Below are 18928 nucleotides of genomic sequence, written 5' to 3' on the forward strand. Positions count from 1 at the left end.
GAGACATCCGATGTCGATCACCATCGAGCGCAAGAGCGCTCTTATCGCCGAACACGCCCGCACCACTGGCGACACCGGCAGCGCTGAAGTCCAGGTCGCGATCCTCTCGGAGCGCATCTCGAACCTGACCGAGCACTTCAAGACGCACAAGAAGGACAACCACAGCCGTCGTGGCCTGCTGAAGCTGGTTTCCCAGCGTCGCCGGCTTCTCGACCACCTGAAGAAGTCCGACGTCGCCCGTTACCAGTCCCTGATCGAAAAGCTGGGTCTGCGTCGCTAAGGCACAATTCGGCCGCCCTGCTCCGGTAGGGCGGCCGAACGTTTTTCCAACCTTCGTTTCGAGACAGGCCGAAACGCGAGGTTGTCGCGGATCCGCTCTAAGCATGATCCGGACACGTAAGCCGGAGATCACGGTCTTCGGGAGCCTGTCGAACTGGATGAGGAAATCTCGGGACCGCCCTTCGGCCGCCCGCCCCTGTCCGTCCTGAAGGAAATGGGTCCTTCGGAACCGAAAGAAGCAAAAATGTTCGATATCAAGCGCAAGACGATCGAGTGGGGCGGCAAGACGCTGGTCCTCGAAACCGGTCGTATCGCCCGTCAAGCCGACGGCGCCGTTCTGGCCACCATGGGCGAAACCGTCGTCCTGGCCACCGCCGTGTTCGCCAAGAAGGCGAAGCCCGGCCAAGATTTCTTCCCGCTGACGGTCAACTACCAAGAAAAGACCTTCGCGGCCGGCAAGATCCCCGGTGGTTTCTTCAAGCGTGAAGGCCGTCCGTCGGAAAAGGAAACCCTGGTTTCCCGCCTGATCGACCGTCCGATCCGCCCGCTGTTCGTCAAGGGCTTCAAGAACGAAGTCCAGGTTGTCGTCACCGTGCTGCAGCACGACCTCGAGAACGATCCCGACATCCTGGGCATGGTGGCCGCCTCGGCCGCCCTGGTCCTGTCGGGCGCCCCGTTCATGGGCCCGATCGGCGCCGCGCGCGTCGGCTACATTGACGGCGGCTACGTGCTGAACCCGACGCTCGAAGAGCTGAAGGAAAGCAAGATGGACCTGGTCGTGGCCGGCACCGCCGACGCCGTGATGATGGTCGAAAGCGAAATCCAAGAGCTCTCGGAAGAGGTCGTGCTGGGCGGCGTCAACTTCGCCCACAAGGAAATGCAGACGGTGATCGACGCGATCATCGAGCTGGCCGAGCACGCCGCCAAGGAGCCCTTCGACTTCCAACCGGAAGACACCGACGCCCTGAAGGCCGAAGTGAAGAAGGCCGTCGGCCAAGACCTGGCCGACGCCTACAAGATCCAGACCAAGGGCGACCGCGTCGCCGCGCTGGGCGCCGCCAAGACCAAGGCGATCGACACCTTCGCCAAGAGCGACACCAACCCGGCCGGCATCGACCCGCTGAAGCTGGTTTCGGTCTTCAAGGAACTGGAAGCCGACATCGTCCGTCGCTCGATCCTGGACACCGGCATCCGCATCGACGGCCGCACCGTCGACAAGGTCCGTCCGATCCTGGGTGAAGTCGGCATCCTGCCGCGCACCCACGGCTCGGCCCTGTTCACCCGCGGCGAGACCCAGGCGATCGTGGTCGCCACCCTGGGCACCGGCGACGACGAGCAATTCATCGACGCCCTGGAAGGCACCTACAAGGAATCCTTCCTGCTGCACTACAACTTCCCTCCCTACAGCGTCGGTGAAACCGGCCGTATGGGCAGCCCGGGCCGCCGCGAAATCGGCCACGGCAAGCTGGCCTGGCGCGCCCTGCGCCCGATGCTGCCGACCAAGGAAGACTTCCCCTACACGATCCGTCTGGTCTCGGAGATCACCGAGTCGAACGGTTCGTCCTCGATGGCCACGGTCTGCGGTTCGTCGCTGGCCATGATGGACGCCGGCGTGCCGCTGGTCCGTCCGGTCTCGGGCATCGCCATGGGCCTGATCCTGGAAAAGGACGGCTTCGCGGTTCTGTCGGACATCCTGGGTGACGAAGATCACCTGGGCGACATGGACTTCAAGGTCGCCGGCACCAGCGAAGGCCTGACCTCGCTGCAGATGGACATCAAGATCGCCGGCATCACGCCCGCGATCATGGAGCAGGCCCTGGCTCAAGCTAAGGGTGGCCGCGAGCACATCCTCGGCGAAATGAACAAGGCCATGGACGCCCCGCGTGAAGAGGTCGGCGACTTCGCTCCGAAGATCGAGACCATCACCATCCCGACCGACAAGATCCGTGAAGTGATCGGTTCGGGCGGCAAGGTGATCCGCGAGATCGTCGCCACCACCGGCGCCAAGGTCGACATCAACGACGAAGGCACCGTGAAGGTCTCGGCCTCGGACGGCGCCAAGATCAAGGCCGCGATCGACTGGATCAAGTCGATCACCGACGAAGCCGAAGTGGGCAAGATCTACGACGGCAAGGTCGTGAAGGTCGTCGATTTCGGCGCCTTCGTGAACTTCTTCGGCGCCAAGGACGGCCTCGTCCACGTCAGCCAGATCAGCAACGAACGCGTCGCCAAGCCGTCGGACGTGCTGAAGGAAGGCCAGATCGTCAAGGTGAAGCTCCTGGGCTTCGACGATCGCGGCAAGACCAAGCTGTCGATGAAGGTTGTCGATCAAGAGACCGGCGAAGACCTGTCGAAGAAGACCGAACTGGCCCCGGAAGACGCCGTCAACACCTAAGGGTGAACGGCTCTCCCCGGTGAGAGGTTAGCGAGCGGGCGGTTCCGAAAGGGACCGCCCGTTTTGCGTTTCTGGGGTTGTCGTTGTTCTCTATTTGTTCCATTCTGAGTTGTGGAATGGAGACGGGCCATGGCTGACCAGGTCGTGCAGTGCGGCGCCTGCCGGGTCGATGTCCGCGTGGCGCACATGGACGGCGGAGATGTCGTGAGATGTCCCGCCTGCGCGCGGACCGCGCCGAAGGCCGAGGCCATCCAGATGGCCCGCAGCGCCCTGATCGACGTCGTCATGCGCGATCTGCCCGAAGACCTCCGCCAGATCGTCCGGAGCAACGCCGCGCTCGGGTACAGGGCGTCGGATCGTTACGACTGGGTGCTGCGATAGGTCTTGAGCTTCAAAGGGAGGTCGAAGAATGGTATATACGCGTCATCACTTCTCGCCCTTTGATCGAGGCACGACGATGGCGACCACGACCAGTCGAACCTTCAAGAGCGGAAACAGCGAGGCCGTACGCCTGCCGCGCGACATGGCCTTCGGCCCGGGCGTGGAGCTGACTCTGGTGCGGTCGGGCGACGTGCTGACGATCTATCCGACCCGGACGTCCGTCGCGGACATGGTCGCGGCGTTGAACGCCTTGCCGCGCCCCGCCAGCATCGAGGTGCGCGACGAAGACCTGTTTCCTGAGCGCCCCGGCCTCTGAGTGGCCTACGTTCTCGGCACGAGCGTCGCGATACACCTGCGTGATGGTGATCCCGCGATCATCGAACGTGTCACAAGCCTGGATGGCGCGATCTTCCTGTCGATCATCAGCCGGGTAGAACTGGAGGGCGGCGTTTATCGCGAACCGTCCGAAGCCGGTGTTCGGCGCGCCCGTTTGGACGCCATTCTGAGAGCCGTGCCCGTCCTCGATTTCGACGGGGAAGCGGCCGACGCCTATCGTACGATTGTCGAAGCTGCGGGCTATTCTCGACGCAAGGTCGCGGACCGCATGATCGCCGTCCAGGCGTTGGCTCACCGTGCGACCTTGGTCACGCTCAACGCGACAGACTTCAAGGATGTGCCGGGGCTGTCGCTGCTGGCCTGGTAGTGCAATTTCGGAAACAATGAGTTTCGATCATTTCCATATCCGCGCCAATCTGTCGCGGGCACAGTCTCGTCATCAAACGGCGGTAACGGCCTGATGGGGGCCTAGCCAAGCGAGGGATGACGGACATGAGCAGCGGCTTCTTCACCACCAACGACGGCGTGAACATCTTCTTCAAGGACTGGGGTCCCAAGGACGCCCAACCGATCGTCTTCCACCACGGCTGGCCCCTGTCGTCGGACGACTGGGACGCCCAGATGATGTTCTTCCTCTCGAAGGGCTACCGGGTCATCGCCCATGACCGCCGTGGCCACGGCCGGTCGGACCAGACGGATGCCGGCAACGAGATGGACACCTACGCCGCCGACGTTATCGCCCTGGCCAAGCATCTGGACCTCAAGAACGCCGTCCACATCGGCCACTCCACCGGCGGCGGCGAAGTCGCTCACTATGTGGCGCGCGCCGAGCCCGGCCGCGTCGCCAAGGCCGTGCTGGTCGGCGCCGTGACGCCGATCATGCTGAGGACCGAGGCCAATCCGGGCGGCCTGCCGCGCGAGGTGTTCGACGGCTTCCGCAATGGCACCGCCTTCGACCGCGCCCAGTTCTTCCGCGACGTGGCCGCCGGTCCGTTCTACGGCTTCAACCGCGACGGCGCGAAGGTCAGCCAGGGCGTGATCGACAACTGGTGGCGCCAGGGCATGATGGCCGGCGTCAAGGCGCTGTACGACTGCGTGGCCGCCTTCTCGGAGACCGACTTCACCCAGGACCTGAAGACCATCGAGGTCCCCGTCCTGGTGCTGCACGGCGAGGACGACCAGGTCGTGCCGATCGACGCCTCGGCCCGCCAGGCGATCAAGCTGCTGAAGAATGGCACGCTGATCACCTATCCGGGCTTCCCGCACGGCATGGCGACCACCCAGGCCGAGACGATCAACAAGGACCTGCTGGCCTTCATCGAGGGCTAGGTTGTCTGCCCTCTCCCCTTGCGGGAGAGGGTGGCCCACGCAGTGGGTCGGGTGAGGGGTTTCACGGCGCGTCCGTGCGACCCCTCATCCGTCGCTTTCAGCGACACCTTCTCCCGCAAGGGGAGAAGGGATCAGCCTTTGGGCGTGACCTTCACGACCGCCTGGTCGGGCGCGCCGTTGCCGCCTCGGCAGGCGGCCCACTTGTACTTGATGTCCATGCAGACCCAGACCTCGGTCAGCCGGCCGTCCTTGACGCGGACGTTCAGGCCCTCGGGCCGGACGCCGCGATTGCGCGAGACGAACGCCTGGCGGATCTCGCCGGCGGTCATCACTTGGTCCGATCCGGCATCCAGGTCCGGCACGTTCAGCTTTTCGCGGATCTTGCGGGCCTTCTTGAAATAGGCCTCCGGCGTCGCCCAGTTGCAGGTGCCATGCGCCTGCCACTCGTGCTGCAGCAGCCAGGGCGAGGGGGTCATGCACAGATTGGCCTTCACCGTCGCCGGGCTCATCGGCGGGCTAGGCTTACAGTAGCGCGGATGCACCTTGTCCGGGCCATTGGGCCACAGGCCGTGCACCGTGAAGCCGAAGCTGTTGGCCTGGCACTGGATCTTCTTGTCCGACTCCGGGATGCCGGCGCGGCAGGCCTCGGGCGACCAGAAGAGCGCCAGCAGATAGGCCGCGATCGGCACGTCGGGATGGATCTCGTCGGCCGGCGGGATCTCGGACTGAGCCGGGGTGACGACCGGCGGTATCGCACACGCCTTCAGGCTGGAGGCCTGGGCGCCGGTCGCGAGGGCGACGACGGCGAGAGAAGCGGCGAGGGCGGTCTTCATGTCTAACTCCGGACTACGAGCCGGATAGACGCCCGCGCCAAGGCCCCGTCAAGCGAACGTCTAGCGACGGGCCTCGGTGGCCATCCGCACGGCCAGGCCGCCCAGCACCGTGGCCATCAGCCAGCGCTGGATCAGGGCGAAGCTGGGGCGCGTGGCCAGGAAGGTCGCGATCGAGCCGGCCATGATGCAGATGATCCCGTTGACGCTCAGCGAGACGGCGATCTGGCTCAGGCCCAGCACCAGCGACTGGGTGAACACCCCGCCGTGCTCGGGCTTGATGAACTGCGGCAGCAGCGACAGGTACAGCATGGCCGCCTTGGGGTTCAGGATGTTGGTGACGAAGCCCATGGTGATCAGCTTGGCGGGGCTGTCCTTGGGCAGCTCGCGCACCTGGAACGGCGAGGCGCCGCCCGGCTTGATCGCCTGCCAGGCCAGCCAGGCGAGATACAGGGCGCCGCCGAAGCGCAGCACGTCATAGGCGATCGGCGCGGCCATCAGCAGGGCGGTGATGCCCAGCGCCGCGCACAGCAGATAGACGACGAACCCGGCTGCCGTGCCGATCAGCGACACGATCCCGGCCCAGCGACCCTGACAGATCGAGCGGCTGACCAGATAGAGCATGTTCGGACCCGGAGTCAGGGCCATGCCCAGGCAGACGAGGGTGAAGGCGATCCAGGTCTTGGCGTCGGGCATGGGCGGGCTCCGTGGGGACGGTGGAGCTTTAGCATGTGGGGACGAACGCAGCGACGGGCAGGGGGATTGAAACCCTCTCTCATGGAGAGAGGGAGGGGCCCGCGCCGTAGGCGTGGGAGGGTGAGAGGGTAGGCGAAGCCCCGTCCGGGTTCGCTCATCATGCTGATTCTTCAGGACTATTCGGCCAGCGGTGTAACCACTCACCCTCCCATGCTGCGCATGGGTCCCTCCCTCTCTCTAAGAGAGAGGGCGATGTGAGGCACGAGCATTCACGCCAACTTATCCCCAGCCTCAAAACCTGCCGTATTCTCTACCCACCTCGTCGCGAGGAAAGGGCGCATGGCCAGCGACCGTTGCGGCGGCGGGGTGTGATCGAGCGGTGAAGGTCCGAGGGGGATACTCGGACGGTCCGGGGACCTGGTTCGCTGACCAGGCCCGCCCGCCGTCGGCGTGGTCGAAGGTGAAGGGGTGTGTCTTAGCCATTTTTGGCTCGCCTTCTTCGGCCGTTGGGCGCTTCCGGAAACGGAAAAGTCCGGCTCCCGGTAAGGCCTGAACAGGGCCACCCGACGGGACGCTGATGGAAAACGGTCGCGCGGAGCGTCTGGCTTCGTCGAAACGGTATTCATTTTTCAAACTCCGGACGTTGTCCGGCGCTCCGCATCCCTTTCCACCCGCCCTTCGCAGCCGCTCGGCGCGAGGCCGTCGCCCCGTGCACGGGCGCCTTCCGCAATAAAGCGTCGCTTTTCGGACACAGGCTGCGCAATTGCGAACTATTATCATTGCGACAGCTTCGCAACGTGTCTAAGAACGCCTCGCAATTTCAGGAGGGGCCTGCTCAACACCGCGCCCCCGGGGATAGGACCAACCATGCGTAAGCTGAACTCTTCCGGCGTCGTGAGCCGGCCCCGTCGCGCCCTGGGCGCTGTCGCCGTCGCCGGTCTGGCCGGCCTGGGCCTGGCTCAAACCGCCGCCGCTGCCGACCTGGACGCGCCCGTCGCGACCGCCGCCGCGACCGCCCCGGCCGCCGACAGCACCGAGGTCGCTGGCGTCAAGATCGACGCCAAGCGCACCGCCGACCCCTCGTCGAGCAAGTTCACCGCGCCGCTGCTGGACACGCCGCGTTCGATCACCGTGATCTCCTCGCGGATCATCGAGCAGACCGCCGCCACCTCGCTGACGGACATCCTGCGCACCTCGCCGGGCATCACCTTCGGGGCCGGGGAGGGTGGTCAGCCTTTGGCTGACCGGCCGTTCATCCGCGGCCAGAGCTCGGGCAACAACATCTTCGTCGACGGCGTCCGCGACACCGGCGGCCAGACCCGCGAAGTCTTCAACCTGGAACAGGTCGAGGTCATCAAGGGTCCGGACTCGGTCTATAGCGGCCGCGGCTCGGGCGGCGGCAGCATCAACCTGTCGTCCAAGAGCCCGAAGACCACCAGCTTCATGGCGGGTTCGGCCGCCGCCGGCACCGACAGCTACTATCGCCTCACCGCCGACGGCAACTACGCCTTCGCCAAGAACGCCGCGTTCCGCCTGAACCTGATGGCCACCGGCGGCGACACGCCCGGCCGCAACACCGTCGACTTCAAGCGCTGGGGCTTCGCCCCGTCGGTCGCCCTCGGCATCGACACCGACACCCAGGCGACCCTGAGCTACTATCACGTGGATACCGACCAGGATCCGGACTACGGCATCCCGCTGGCCAGCAAGCGCACCTGGGGCGTGGCCGGCACCGACAGCCGCACCCGTCCGGCCAACGGCATCCTGGACGTCGATCGTTCGGCCTATTACGGCCTGGACCGCGACTGGATGAAGACCAAGGCCGACATCACGACCTTCGCCATCCGCCACGAGATCAATGACGACTTCGCGGTCCGTCAGGTCTTCCGCTACGGCAAGACCCTGAACGACTACTTCGTCACCAACCCTGGCGACGGCGGCGCGGCCCAGTTCGTGGCCGGCGAATGGTGGATGCTGCGCGGGACCAAGTCGCGCTGGAACGAGACGACCAGCACGGCCTTCACCACCGACCTGACCGGCAAGTTCAACCTCGGCAGCATCGAGAACCGCTTCAACGCGGGCTTCGAGCTGTCGCGCGAAGTCAACGACAACGCCAGCTACACCTTCTTCACCAACGGCGGCTCGGCCTGTCCGACCGGCTTCACCGGCGCCACCGTCGGCTGCACGCGTCTCTACTCGCCGAACCCGGCTGACGCCTGGACCGGCGTGATCAATCTGGGCCCGGTCTCGCAATCCAAGACCCGCAGCGGCGCGATCTACGCCTTCGACACGGTCAAGCTCTCGGAGAAGCTGCTGCTGAACCTGGGCGTCCGCTACGATGACTATTCGACGCGCGGCACGACCGCCGCCTCGACCACCGCCAATGGCGTCATCACCAGCGCGACCTACACCAGCGTGCCGAAAGCCAGCTGGGACTTCGTCAACTATCAGGTCGGCCTGAACTACAAGCCGACGCCGTCGAGCAGCCTGTACGTCTCGTACGCCACCTCCTCGACCCCCCCGACGACGCAGGGCGGCGACCAGAACACCGCGGCGACGCCGGTCCAGGCGATCCTGGATCCGGAAGACACCACCAGCTTCGAAGCCGGCGCCAAGTGGAACGTCTTCAACGACAAGCTGGCCCTGTCCGGCGCGGTGTTCAAAACCCAGCGCAAGAACGCCCTGATCCTGGTCGACAACGGCATTTCCCAGCAGGTGGGCGAAACCGAGGTCAAGGGCGTCGAACTGGGCGCTTCGGGCTATCTGACCCGCGCCTGGCAGGTGTTCGGCGGCTACACCTACATGGACAGCGAGCTGGTGCGCGGGGCGGTGACGATCCCGACCGGCGGCGGCGCGCCGATCCCGAACATCAACCAGGGCGACCCCCTGGCCAATACGCCCAAGCACAGCTTCAGCCTGTTCACGACCTATCGTGTGATCCCGGCCCTGTCGGTGGGCGGCGGCGTCTACTACGTGTCCAAGAGCTTCGGCGGCAACCAGGGCGGCGCCGGCGGCGGGGCCAACAAGGTCTTCGCGCCCTCGTATACCCGCCTGGACGCCTTCGCCTCGTACAAGATCAACGACAAGATGGACCTGCAGCTGAACGTCCAGAACCTGACGGACAAGCAGTACATCCTGCGCACCAACGGCGTGCACCACGCCGACCCGGCGCCGGGCCGCCAGGCGATGCTGACCCTTGCCGTGAAGTACTAGCCCTCCCCTTACTAGTGCCTCACGACTGTGCCCCGCTCGAACGGACCTCGAGCGGGGCGCTTTATTTTTCGGCCTGATCCGGGTCAAAGAAGGCCGAGCCTGATCGGTCTAATTCCGGACCAGGATGGAAGGAGCCGCCCGCATGATGCTGCAGATCCCGCAGGTGCTGACCAAGGATCAGGTCGCCGAGCACCGGGCGATCCTGGACGCAGGGCCCTGGGTCGACGGCAACCTGACCTCGGGCCACCAGGCCGCGCGGGCCAAGACCAATGAGCAGCTGCCCCAGGACAGCGACGCGGCCCGCACCGTCGGCGCGGCCATCCTGCAGGCGCTGGAAGCCAATCCGCTGTTCGTCTCGGCGGCCCTGCCGCAGGTCATCCTGCCGCCGATGTTCAACCGCTACGGCGAAGGCATGGGCTTCAAGGACCATGTCGACAACGCCATCCGCCGCGATCCGGTGACCGGCCAGCGCCTGCGCACCGACCTGTCGGCGACGCTCTTCCTGGCCGAGCCGGAGGACTATGACGGCGGCGAGCTGGTCGTGAACGACCTCTATGGCGACCACGTCGTCAAGCTGGAGGCCGGCGACATGATCCTCTATCCCAGTTCCAGCCTGCACCATGTGACCCCGGTGACCCGAGGCCGCCGGACGGCCAGCTTCTTCTGGATCCAGAGCCTGATCCGCGACGACGCCAAGCGCACGATACTTCTGGAGATGGATGTCGCCATCCAGCGCCTGGCCCGTCAGGTCGCGGCCGACGACCAAGGGATCCTGTCACTGACCGGCGTCTACCATAATCTGCTTAGGCAATGGGCCGAGGTCTGACGCCAGATACCCGTTCACGGAACATCGCTCTGCGTTTGGAACTATAAGTTTACGGTTGCGCTCCACGATCCGCCCAACCTCGCGGAGACCGGATGTCCACGGCGTCGAGCATAGATGCGAATTCCAGCGCCCCCACGCCGTTCGGCGAGGAAGAGGCGGCGCGCTGGTTCTTCGACAACGCCAGCGATCTTTTCACGATCGTCTCGGCTGAAGGCCGCTTCGTCACCGTCAACGCCGCCTGGACCGCCCTGACCGGCTGGAGCGCCGAAGAGACGATCGGTCAGCCGACGATCAAGTTCGTGCATCCCGACAGCCAGCCCGAGCTGCTCGACATCGGCGACCGCATGCGCCGCACCGGGGCGACCACCACCGACCTGCAGGTGCGCCGCAAGGACGGGCTCTGGATCTGGCTGCGCGGCCGAGGGCGGCTGGGGCCTAACGGCGAACTGGTCGGCATGCTGCACGACGTCTCGGCCGAGATCGAAAACCGCGCCGAGCTGGAGGCGGCTCGCCACACCCAGCAGCTGCTGGCCGAGGCCGCCGGCATCGGCGTCTGGCGCTACGACCCCGACGGCGAATGCATCGACTGGTCGCCTGACACCCTGGCCCTGCTGGGCCTCAAGCCGTCCGACGTCGACACCGCCGAAAAGTTCGTGGCCCGCCTGGCCGAGGATCAACGCGAAGCGGTGCACGACGTCTTCCGCCGCGCCGTCGCGACCGGCGAGGGCGGGGCGATCGAGTTCCGCCTGTGTGGCAATGACGGCCGCTGGCAGACCTTCCGCAGCACCTATCGCGCCGAGACGCAGGCGGGGCCGCCGTTCGCGCTGAACGGCATCACCCAGAACATCACCGACGTGGCCCGCAGCCGCGACAAGGCCATCTGGAGCGAACGCCGGGCCCGCCGCCTGGTCGAGGACGCGCCGTTCGCGGTGGCCGTCTACGACCTGGACATGCGCCTGCGGCTGGTCAGCCCGCGCTTCCTGGAAATCTTCCGCTCGACCGAGGCCCAGGTCATCGGCAAGACCCTGACCGAGCTGACGCACGGCAGCCGCCGCCGCTTCGTGGCCGGGGTGACCCGGGCGCTGTCGGGCGAGGTCGTCACCCGCCGCGAAGACCGCCTCGACGACGCCGACGGGGTCGAGCGCACCTTCCGCTGGGAGGCTCGCCCTTGGCGCAACGAGGCTGGCGAAGTCGTCGGCGTCATCACCTATATGGACGACGTCACCGCCCTGACGACGGCGCGGCGCGAGGCGCGGATCAACGCCCGCCGGCTGAAGGTCGCCCTGGGCGCGGCCCGCGCCGGCGTCTACGAGATCGACCACGAGTCCCAGGGCTTCTGGGGCTCGCCCGAACTGCACCGCATGATGGGCCGCCGGGTCGGCTACGAGGACGTCCGCGAGGCCGTCTGGCCCATGATCCACCCCGAGGACCGCGCCCAGCTCTATGAGGCCGCGGCCGAGTGGCGGCGGACCGGCGCCTGGGGCTCGCAGGAATACGACGTGCGCATCGTCGCGCCCGACGGCCGGTCGCGCTGGGTGCGGGTCTTCCACGACGTGCGCCGCGACGCCTCGGGCCGGGCCCGCAAGGCGTTCGGCCTCGTCCTGGATGTCGACGAGAAGAAAAAGGCCGAGCTCGCCTTGGTCGCCGCCGAACGCGCGGCCCAGGCGGCCAACGAGGCCAAGGCCCAGTTCCTGGCCAACATGTCCCATGAGATCCGCACGCCGATGAACGGGGTGCTGGGCGTCATGCACGTGCTCAAGCGCGAGCTGCCCGCCGGCGACAGCGCCGAGCTGCTGGGCGAGGCCTTGGCGGCCGGCCAAATGCTGTCGACCCTGCTGGATGACGTCATCGACATCTCGCGCATCGAGGCTGGACGCCTGGACCTGCATTACGAAGCGGTCGACCCCGGTGAACTCGTCAGGGGCGTTGCCCGCCTGCTGGCCGGCCAGGCCTCGCACAAGGGCCTGCGGCTGGAGCTGGACATCGCGCCGGACCTGGGCTGGATCCAGACGGACCCGACCCGGGTGCGGCAGGCGCTGTTCAACCTGATCGGCAACGCCGTGAAGTTCACCCTGCGTGGCTCGGTGACCGTGCGAGCTCGCAAGGCTGACGGGCAACTGGTCTTCGACGTCATCGACACGGGCGTCGGCGTGCCGCTGGAGGCCCAGGGGCATCTGTTCGAACGCTTCCAGCAGGCCGACGCCAGCACCACCCGCCGCTTCGGCGGCTCGGGCCTGGGCTTGGCCATCACCCGCAAGGTGGCCCAGATGCTGGGCGGCGAGGTCTCGTTCACCTCGGTCCCGGGCGAGGGCTCGACCTTCACCCTGACGATCGCCGCCAAGGCCGTCGCCGCGCCGGAAGCGGTCGGGGCCCATGCCGACGACCTGCTGGCTGGATTGAAGGTGCTGGTCGTCGAGGACAATCCGACCAACCAGCTGGTCGCCCGCCGCATCCTGCAGCAGCTGGGCGCGGACGTCAGCGTCGCCGACGACGGCGCCTCGGGCGTCGAGGCGGCCCGCGACGGGGCCTTTGACCTCATCCTGATGGACGTGCAGATGCCGGGCATGGACGGGCTGGAGGCGACCCGCCGGATCCGCGCCCTGCCGGGTCCCGCCGCCCGCGTGCCAATCATCGCCCTGACCGCCAATGTCATGGCCCACCAGCGGGCCTCGTACCGCGCCGCTGGCATGAACGGCGTGGCCGCCAAGCCGATCGCCCCGGCCGCCCTGGTCACCGAGATCGTCCGCCTGTCGCAGGCCGGCCCGGACGAACAAGGCGCCGTCGCCTAACCCCGTTTCCCCAATCCCTGAACCACGCTAAGCAGGGGCCAACAAACGGGGGAAATACATGGCCGGCGAAGGTCAAAAAGGCGCGTCGATGCGCACGGTGGTCGCGGCCTCGTCGGCCGGCACGGCCTTCGAGTGGTACGACTTCTTCATCTTCGGCAGCCTGGCCCAGGTCATTTCCAAGACCTTCTTCACCGGTCTGCCGGACGCCGCCGGCTATATCGCGGCCCTCGCTTTGTTCGGCGTGGGCTTCGCGTTCCGGCCGCTGGGCGCGCTGGTCTTCGGCAAGATCGGCGACCAGGCCGGCCGCAAGGGCGCGTTCCTGGCCACCGTGCTGCTGATGGGCGGCGCCACCTTCGCCATCGCCTTCCTGCCGACCTACCAGCAGGCGGGGATCATCTCGCCGATCCTGCTGATCATCCTGCGCTGCGTGCAGGGCTTCGCCCTGGGCGGCGAGTATGGCGGGGCGGCGATCTATGTCGCCGAGCATTCGCCGCCCGACCAGCGCGGCCGGTCGACCTCGTGGGTCCAGACCTCGGCCGCCTTCGGTTTGTTCGGCGCACTGATGGTCATCATGATCACCCGCTCCATCGTCGGCCTCGAGGCCTTCGACGCCTGGGGCTGGCGCATTCCGTTCGCCGTCTCGATCGGCCTTTTGGGCGTCTCGGTCTGGATGCGCATGAAGCTGACCGAGAGCCCCGCCTTCGCCGCCATGAAGGAGGAGGGCCAGGCCTCCAAGGCGCCCTATGCCGAGGCCTTCGGCCAATGGAAGAACCTGAAGCTGGTGATCCTGGCCTTCCTGTCGATGATGTGCGCTCAGGGCGCGGTCTGGTACACCAGCTTCTTCTACGTCCAGACCTTCATGGAGAAGTTCCTGAAGGTCGATCCGGTCACCATCAACGAGCTGATGATGATCGCCACGGCGGTCAGCGCCGTGTTCTACGTCGTCTTCGGCTGGCTATCGGACAAGGTGGGCCGCAAGCCGGTGATGCTGGGCGGCATGACCCTGGCGCTGCTGTTCTACTTCCCCGGTTTCCACATCCTGGAGAAGGCCGCCAACCCGGCCCTGGCTGAGGCTAGCGCGAAAGCGCCCGTCGTTGTCGTGGCCGATCCGGCCGACTGCTCGCTGCAGTTCGACCCCGTCGGCAAGGCCGCCTTCGTCACCTCGTGCGACATCGTCAAGGGCGCGCTGGCCAATGCCGGCGTGTCCTACACGAACGAAAAGGCCCCGGCCGGCGCGACGGCGGTGATGAAGGTCGGCGGCGCCGAAGTCGTCTCCCAGAGCGCGAAGGGTCTGCCCAAGGCCGAGACGAAGGCGGCCAAGACCGGCGTCGAGAAGCAGATCAAGGCCGCCCTGGCCAAGGCCGGTTATCCCGCCAAGGCCGACCCGGCGCGGATGAACAAGCCGTTGATCCTGGGCGTGCTGTTCGTCTTCGTGGTCGCCGCCACGGCCCTGTTCGGCCCGCTAGCCGCCTGCTTGGTCGAGCTGTTCCCGACCCGGGTCCGCTACACGGCCCTGTCGCTGCCCTATCACATCGGCACCGGCTGGGTCGGCGGCTTCGTGCCGTTCTTCGCCTTCGCCATCGTCACCGCGGTCGGCGATATCTATGCCGGCCTCTGGTACCCGGTCGTCTTCACCCTGATCAGCGTGCTGGTCACGGCGTTCCTGCTGCCCGAGACGAAAGGACGGCCGCTCAACTAGCGGCCGGCACCACTTCCACCGCGATCTCGGCCTGGGTCAGGGCGTGGATCAGGGCCGGGTCGACGGCATGGGTGATCAGCCGGACGATCTGGCGGCCTTCGCGGGCCAGCTGGATCAGGTGCTCGGCATTGGCCTCCGCTGCGTCCATCCGCTCGACATCGCGGCGGGCCATCTTCACGACCTCGGGATCGGCGTCGGCTTCCAGCACCAGCACGTCGGCCGCGCCCAGAGCCCGGCTGGCGCGCAGGGTCAGCAGGTCCACCGGACCCTTGCCGGCGATGAAGCGCACCGTCCCCTTGCGAGCCGTGCCCTTGGCCAGGGCCTCGCGGAACAGCTGGCCGGCCTTGTCCATGTCGCCGGCGCGAGCGGCGGCGGCGGCTTCTCCCAGTACGGCGTCGCGCAGGAAGGCCCGGCGTTCGTGCAGGGCCGGCAAGGTCCCGCGCACCTCGCCCTGGAACTTCTGCAGCAGGGCGGCGACGCGGCCCATGCCCTCGGGCACCTGGGCCTCGATGTCGTTGCGCAGCATGGTCGCCAGCACCGGGGCCGAGCCGCCGGTGCCGACGGCCGCCACCACCTCGCCGCGGTCGATCACGGCCGGGGTGTTGAAGTCGCACAGCGCCGGCCGGTCGACGACATTGACCAGCACCCGCGCCGCCCGCGCCGCGCTGGCGGCGGCCTGGACGAACACCTCGTCGGGACTGGCCACAAAGGCCAGGATCGCACCGGAATAGGACCCCGGCAGATAGGCGTCGTGGCCCTCCAGCCGCACCAGGGTCGCGGGCGAGCCGTCGAACAGCCGGGCCTTGGCGTCAGCCGCGTCGCCGACGCCGGCGATCACCACCTTGCGGCCGGCCAGGGGGAAGTAGGCGGGGAAGGAATCCAACGCGGGACCTCGACTTACTGCGAACGGCAATCGGCGTAGGGACCGCCGGGGAAACCCTTGAGCATGGCGTCGGCGCCCTTGCTCCAGATCTCGGCGTCGCCGGCGGTGTAGCGGGCGCCGGACGCCGAGCGGGCCAGCTTCAGGGTCTTGGTGACGCCGCCGGCGGTGACCACGACCTTCTTGCCGTGCAGGGCGTAGGCGCTGGTGAACCGCTTGCCGCCCTTGCAGCTGTAGCGGATCGGCGCGTCCGTCGAGTCCATCGGGGCGACGGTGGCGCAACCGGCCAAGGTCACGGCCAGGACGGCAAGGGGAACGAGGACGCGGCGCAAGACGGAAGCCTCCGGGCGGTTACGACGCCGAGCATAGCGGGCCTTCGCAGGTGCGGCAGCGATTTTCAGCCGCTAGGCGTTCCCTGCTCAAAGGCGCCGCTAAAATTCCCGCTGGCCAAGCCCAGTGTGAACGGTGTTAGGTTTCGATCAGGGCGCGGGGCGTCCTTCTTTCGTTGGAGGCGAAGACGCATGGCCGTGACGCTCGACATCAACGGTAAGCCCACATCGGTACAGGCCTCGCCCGACACGCCCCTGCTGTGGGTGCTGCGCGACGAGCTGGGCATGACGGGCACCAAGTTCGGTTGCGGCATGGCCCAGTGCGGGGCCTGCACCGTGCATCTGGACGGCCAGGCGATCCGTTCGTGCGTGACGCCGATCGAGGCGGTCGGCACGGCCAAGATCACCACCATCGAGGGGCTGGGCGGCGCGCATCCGGTGCAGCAGGCCTGGGTGCGCCATGACGTGCCTCAGTGCGGCTACTGCCAGTCGGGCCAGATCATGTCGGCCTGCGCCCTGCTGGCCCAGAAGGCCAAGCCCAGCGACGAGGACATCGACAACGCCATGGCGGGCAACATCTGTCGTTGCGGCGCCTATCAGCGCATCCGCGCGGCGATCAAGGACGCGGCCGACACCGGTCCGCCGCTGGGCCAGCCGCACGCCGACATCGACGAGGCCATCGTCGCCGGTTCGGGCGCCACCCATCGTGGAGCCGGCCGATGAACGCGCCCTTCAAGCCCATCGAGGGCCCCAGCCGCCGCGATGTCGTCGTCGCCTCGGCCCTGGTCGGCGGTTCGCTGCTGGTCGGCTGCTCGCCGGCCGACATCATGAGCGCCGGCTCCAAGGTCGAGGTCGGGGCTTTCGGACCCTTCATCAAGATCGCGCCGGACGGCGTGGTGACGGTGATTTCCAAGCACGTCGAGTTCGGCCAGGGCAACCATGCGGGCCTGGCGGCCATCGTCGCCGAGGAGCTGGACGCCGACTGGACCAAGGTCCAGGTCGAGCAGGCGCCCGCCAACGCCAAGCTCTATGCCAACGGCGCCTTGGGCGCGCAGCTGACCGGCGGCTCGTCGGCGATCTCCAACTCGTGGGACCAGCTGCGCAAGGCCGGGGCCGGCGCGCGGGCCATGTTCGTCCAGGCCGCCGCCAACAAATGGAACGTCCCGGTCGGCGAGATCGCCGTGAAGGACAGCACCGTCACCCACACCTCGGGCAAGACGGCGACCTTTGGCGACCTGCTGGCCGACGCGGCCAGGGTCCCGGCGCCGACCGACGTCAAGCTGAAGGACCCCAAGACCTTCACCCTGATCGGTACCGACCGGGTGCGCCGCAAGGACGCCCAGGCCAAGAGCGACGGCACGGCCCGCTACACCCAGGACGTCCGGCTGCCCGACATGCTGACGGCGGTGGTCGCTCACGGGCCGCGCTTCGGCGCCAAGGTCAAAAGCTTCGACGCCGCCGAGGCCAAGAAGGTCGCGGGCGTGGTCGACGTCTTCGAGATCCCGACCGGGGTGGCCGTCGTCGCCCAGAACACCTTCGCCGCCCGCATGGGTCGCGAGGCGCTGAAGCTGGAGTGGGATGAGGACAAGGCCGAGAAGCGCGGCTCGGCGGCCATTGCCCAGCTGTTCAACGACGTGGCGGCCGGCAAGAACACCGAGACCAAGTGGGAGCCCTTCGACCAGCGCGGCGACGCGACGGCGCTCGCTTCCGCCAAAGGCGCGAACGTCTTCGAGACGACCTACGAGTTCCCCTATCTGGCCCATGCGACCATGGAGCCGATGAACTGCGTGGCGTCCGTCGACGGCAACAAGGTCAAGATGGTGTTCGGCTCGCAGGGCCAGACCCTGGACCAGCTGGCCGCCGCCAAGATCGTCGGCTGCCTGCCGGGCTCGGTCGAGATCGAGACCCTGTTCGCCGGCGGCTCGTTCGGCCGCCGGGCCAACTTCCAGTCCGACTATGTCGCCGAATGCGTCCACATCGCCAAGAAAGTCGGCAAGGGCCGGCCGGTGAAGCTGGTCTGGACCCGCGAGGACGACATGCAGGCCGGCTATTTCCGGCCGCTGACCGTGCACGCCGTGAAGGTCCAACTGGACAAGGACGGCTATCCGGCCGCCTGGCGCCACCGGATCGTCAGCCAGTCGATCATGAAGGGCTCGCCCATGCCGGCCGGCAAGGGTCCGGACCAGACGGCGATCGAAGGCACAGCGGGCTCGCCCTATCTGAAGGCCACGCCGATCGTCGACGCCCAGGTGGCCCTGCCCGACGTCGGGGTGCCGGTGCTGTGGTGGCGCTCGGTGGGCGCGACCCATACCGCCTTCGTCATGGAACACACGATCGACCAGCTGGCTGCCAAGGCCGGCAAGGATCCGATCGAGTACCGCCGCGCGCTCTACACCAAGGCCGGCGCCGACCGGCACCTGGCCGCCCTGAACCTGGCCGTCGAGAAGGCCGGACCCAAGGCCGCCGCCGGCTGGACGCGCGGCGTGGCGGTGCACGAGAGCTTCGGCTCGGTCGTGGCCCAGGTGGCCGAGGTCAAGGTCGAGAACGGGACCCCGCGCGTCGGCCGCGTGGTCACCGCCATCGACTGCGGCGTCGCCGTCTCGCCCGACCAGATCGCGGCCCAGATGGAAGGCGGCACCTGCTATGGCCTGTCGGGCTTCCTGTTCGGCGAGGTGACCCTGACCGATGGCAAGGTCGATCAGACCAACTTCGATCGTTATCGGGTGCTGCGGATCAACGAGGCGCCGACGGTGGAGACCAACATCGTGCCCTCCGGCAATCCCCCCAGCGGGGTCGGCGAGCCGGGGACGCCGGTGATCGGTCCGGCCGTGGCCAACGCCCTGCTGGCCCTCAACAAGACGCCCACCACGCGGCTGCCGTTCGTGCGCTCGGAAAACTGATTGTTTCAGAATACCCGTTCTGCTCGCTAGACGAGAGCCGGGCGGC

The 18928-nt window shown here is 67.3% G+C and carries 16 protein-coding genes and 1 pseudogene; 12 read left to right on the forward strand and 5 right to left on the reverse strand.

Annotation, left to right across the window (positions count from 1 at the left end):
* The first annotated feature begins 10 nt into the window (after positions 1 to 10).
* The 6 genes from rpsO to AC07NF_RS13080 all read left to right on the forward strand — a co-directional run bounded on the left by rpsO (position 11) and on the right by AC07NF_RS13080 (position 4720).
* On the forward strand, positions 11 to 280 hold the full coding sequence (gene rpsO / locus AC07NF_RS13055; protein ID WP_454713536.1) for a 30S ribosomal protein S15: 270 nt from the start codon (positions 11 to 13) through the stop codon (positions 278 to 280).
* A gap of 243 nt (positions 281 to 523) precedes the next feature.
* Positions 524 to 2674, forward strand: a complete 2151-nt coding sequence (gene pnp, locus AC07NF_RS13060; RefSeq protein WP_492815970.1) for a polyribonucleotide nucleotidyltransferase — start codon at positions 524 to 526, stop codon at positions 2672 to 2674.
* A gap of 129 nt (positions 2675 to 2803) precedes the next feature.
* Positions 2804 to 3055, forward strand: a complete 252-nt coding sequence (locus AC07NF_RS13065) for a hypothetical protein (RefSeq protein WP_494626447.1) — start codon at positions 2804 to 2806, stop codon at positions 3053 to 3055.
* 76 nt (positions 3056 to 3131) lie between these two features.
* Positions 3132 to 3371, forward strand: a complete 240-nt coding sequence (locus AC07NF_RS13070) for an antitoxin (protein WP_494626449.1) — start codon at positions 3132 to 3134, stop codon at positions 3369 to 3371.
* On the forward strand, positions 3372 to 3758 hold the full coding sequence (locus tag AC07NF_RS13075) for a PIN domain-containing protein (RefSeq protein ID WP_494626451.1): 387 nt from the start codon (positions 3372 to 3374) through the stop codon (positions 3756 to 3758).
* Positions 3759 to 3883: 125 nt separating this feature from the next.
* Positions 3884 to 4720: an alpha/beta fold hydrolase gene (locus AC07NF_RS13080; protein ID WP_494626453.1), complete on the forward strand. Its 837-nt coding sequence runs from the start codon at positions 3884 to 3886 to the stop codon at positions 4718 to 4720.
* Here AC07NF_RS13080 and AC07NF_RS13085 read toward each other — a convergent pair.
* The 3 genes and pseudogenes from AC07NF_RS13085 to AC07NF_RS13095 all read right to left on the reverse strand — a co-directional run bounded on the left by AC07NF_RS13085 (position 4707) and on the right by AC07NF_RS13095 (position 6246).
* Positions 4707 to 4839: pseudogene (locus AC07NF_RS13085) on the reverse strand (hypothetical protein). The gene AC07NF_RS13080 and the pseudogene AC07NF_RS13085 sit on opposite strands and share 14 nt — an antisense overlap.
* 12 nt (positions 4840 to 4851) lie before the next feature.
* A complete protein-coding gene (locus tag AC07NF_RS13090) occupies positions 4852 to 5553 on the reverse strand; it encodes a ribonuclease T2 (RefSeq protein ID WP_494626455.1) in 702 nt (233 codons plus the stop codon).
* Between the two features lie 60 nt (positions 5554 to 5613).
* Positions 5614 to 6246 (reverse strand): LysE family translocator, encoded by a 633-nt coding sequence (locus AC07NF_RS13095; RefSeq protein WP_454713546.1) that lies wholly within the window; start codon positions 6244 to 6246, stop codon positions 5614 to 5616.
* An 867-nt stretch (positions 6247 to 7113) separates the two neighbouring features.
* On the opposite strand from AC07NF_RS13095, the gene AC07NF_RS13100 reads away from it, so the two are divergent.
* The 4 genes from AC07NF_RS13100 (at position 7114) to AC07NF_RS13115 (ending at position 14773) form a co-directional block, all read left to right on the forward strand.
* On the forward strand, positions 7114 to 9459 hold the full coding sequence (locus AC07NF_RS13100) for a TonB-dependent receptor (RefSeq protein ID WP_494626458.1): 2346 nt from the start codon (positions 7114 to 7116) through the stop codon (positions 9457 to 9459).
* Positions 9460 to 9601: 142 nt separating this feature from the next.
* On the forward strand, positions 9602 to 10285 hold the full coding sequence (locus tag AC07NF_RS13105; protein WP_494626460.1) for a Fe2+-dependent dioxygenase: 684 nt from the start codon (positions 9602 to 9604) through the stop codon (positions 10283 to 10285).
* A 92-nt stretch (positions 10286 to 10377) separates the two neighbouring features.
* Positions 10378 to 13074 carry a PAS domain S-box protein gene (locus AC07NF_RS13110; protein WP_494626462.1) on the forward strand — a complete coding sequence of 899 codons (2697 nt, stop codon included), beginning with the start codon at positions 10378 to 10380 and terminating at the stop codon, positions 13072 to 13074.
* 58 nt (positions 13075 to 13132) lie between these two features.
* The gene (locus tag AC07NF_RS13115; protein ID WP_494626464.1) at positions 13133 to 14773 is read left to right on the forward strand and encodes an MFS transporter; all 1641 of its coding nucleotides are present in this window, start codon (positions 13133 to 13135) and stop codon (positions 14771 to 14773) included.
* Here the strand turns inward: AC07NF_RS13115 and AC07NF_RS13120 are convergent.
* Both AC07NF_RS13120 and AC07NF_RS13125 read right to left on the reverse strand, forming a co-directional pair.
* Positions 14766 to 15656 (reverse strand): NAD(P)-dependent oxidoreductase, encoded by an 891-nt coding sequence (locus AC07NF_RS13120; protein ID WP_494626466.1) that lies wholly within the window; start codon positions 15654 to 15656, stop codon positions 14766 to 14768. The two genes, AC07NF_RS13115 and AC07NF_RS13120, sit on opposite strands and share 8 nt — an antisense overlap.
* Positions 15657 to 15670: 14 nt before the next feature.
* Positions 15671 to 15985, reverse strand: a complete 315-nt coding sequence (locus AC07NF_RS13125; protein WP_492815947.1) for an MliC family protein — start codon at positions 15983 to 15985, stop codon at positions 15671 to 15673.
* Between the two features lie 189 nt (positions 15986 to 16174).
* Between AC07NF_RS13125 and AC07NF_RS13130 the strand changes: the two genes are divergently transcribed.
* Positions 16175 to 16705, forward strand: coding sequence for a (2Fe-2S)-binding protein (locus tag AC07NF_RS13130; RefSeq protein ID WP_494626468.1), 531 nt, complete (start codon positions 16175 to 16177; stop codon positions 16703 to 16705).
* Positions 16702 to 18882, forward strand: a complete 2181-nt coding sequence (locus AC07NF_RS13135) for a xanthine dehydrogenase family protein molybdopterin-binding subunit (protein WP_494626470.1) — start codon at positions 16702 to 16704, stop codon at positions 18880 to 18882. The genes AC07NF_RS13130 and AC07NF_RS13135 overlap by 4 nt, the downstream gene beginning before the upstream one ends.
* Positions 18883 to 18928: the final 46 nt, after the last annotated feature.

The organism is Caulobacter sp. GW821-FHT10A06, assembly GCF_059415805.1.

Coding starts and splice junctions, on each gene's coding strand:
- rpsO (WP_454713536.1), top strand. CDS start 11: ATGTCGATCACCATCGAGCGCAAGAGCGCTCTTATCGCCGAACACGCC.
- pnp (WP_492815970.1), top strand. CDS start 524: ATGTTCGATATCAAGCGCAAGACGATCGAGTGGGGCGGCAAGACGCTG.
- AC07NF_RS13065 (WP_494626447.1), top strand. CDS start 2,804: ATGGCTGACCAGGTCGTGCAGTGCGGCGCCTGCCGGGTCGATGTCCGC.
- AC07NF_RS13070 (WP_494626449.1), top strand. CDS start 3,132: ATGGCGACCACGACCAGTCGAACCTTCAAGAGCGGAAACAGCGAGGCC.
- AC07NF_RS13080 (WP_494626453.1), top strand. CDS start 3,884: ATGAGCAGCGGCTTCTTCACCACCAACGACGGCGTGAACATCTTCTTC.
- AC07NF_RS13090 (WP_494626455.1), bottom strand. CDS start 5,553: ATGAAGACCGCCCTCGCCGCTTCTCTCGCCGTCGTCGCCCTCGCGACC.
- AC07NF_RS13095 (WP_454713546.1), bottom strand. CDS start 6,246: ATGCCCGACGCCAAGACCTGGATCGCCTTCACCCTCGTCTGCCTGGGC.
- AC07NF_RS13100 (WP_494626458.1), top strand. CDS start 7,114: ATGCGTAAGCTGAACTCTTCCGGCGTCGTGAGCCGGCCCCGTCGCGCC.
- AC07NF_RS13105 (WP_494626460.1), top strand. CDS start 9,602: ATGATGCTGCAGATCCCGCAGGTGCTGACCAAGGATCAGGTCGCCGAG.
- AC07NF_RS13110 (WP_494626462.1), top strand. CDS start 10,378: ATGTCCACGGCGTCGAGCATAGATGCGAATTCCAGCGCCCCCACGCCG.
- AC07NF_RS13115 (WP_494626464.1), top strand. CDS start 13,133: ATGGCCGGCGAAGGTCAAAAAGGCGCGTCGATGCGCACGGTGGTCGCG.
- AC07NF_RS13130 (WP_494626468.1), top strand. CDS start 16,175: ATGGCCGTGACGCTCGACATCAACGGTAAGCCCACATCGGTACAGGCC.
- AC07NF_RS13135 (WP_494626470.1), top strand. CDS start 16,702: ATGAACGCGCCCTTCAAGCCCATCGAGGGCCCCAGCCGCCGCGATGTC.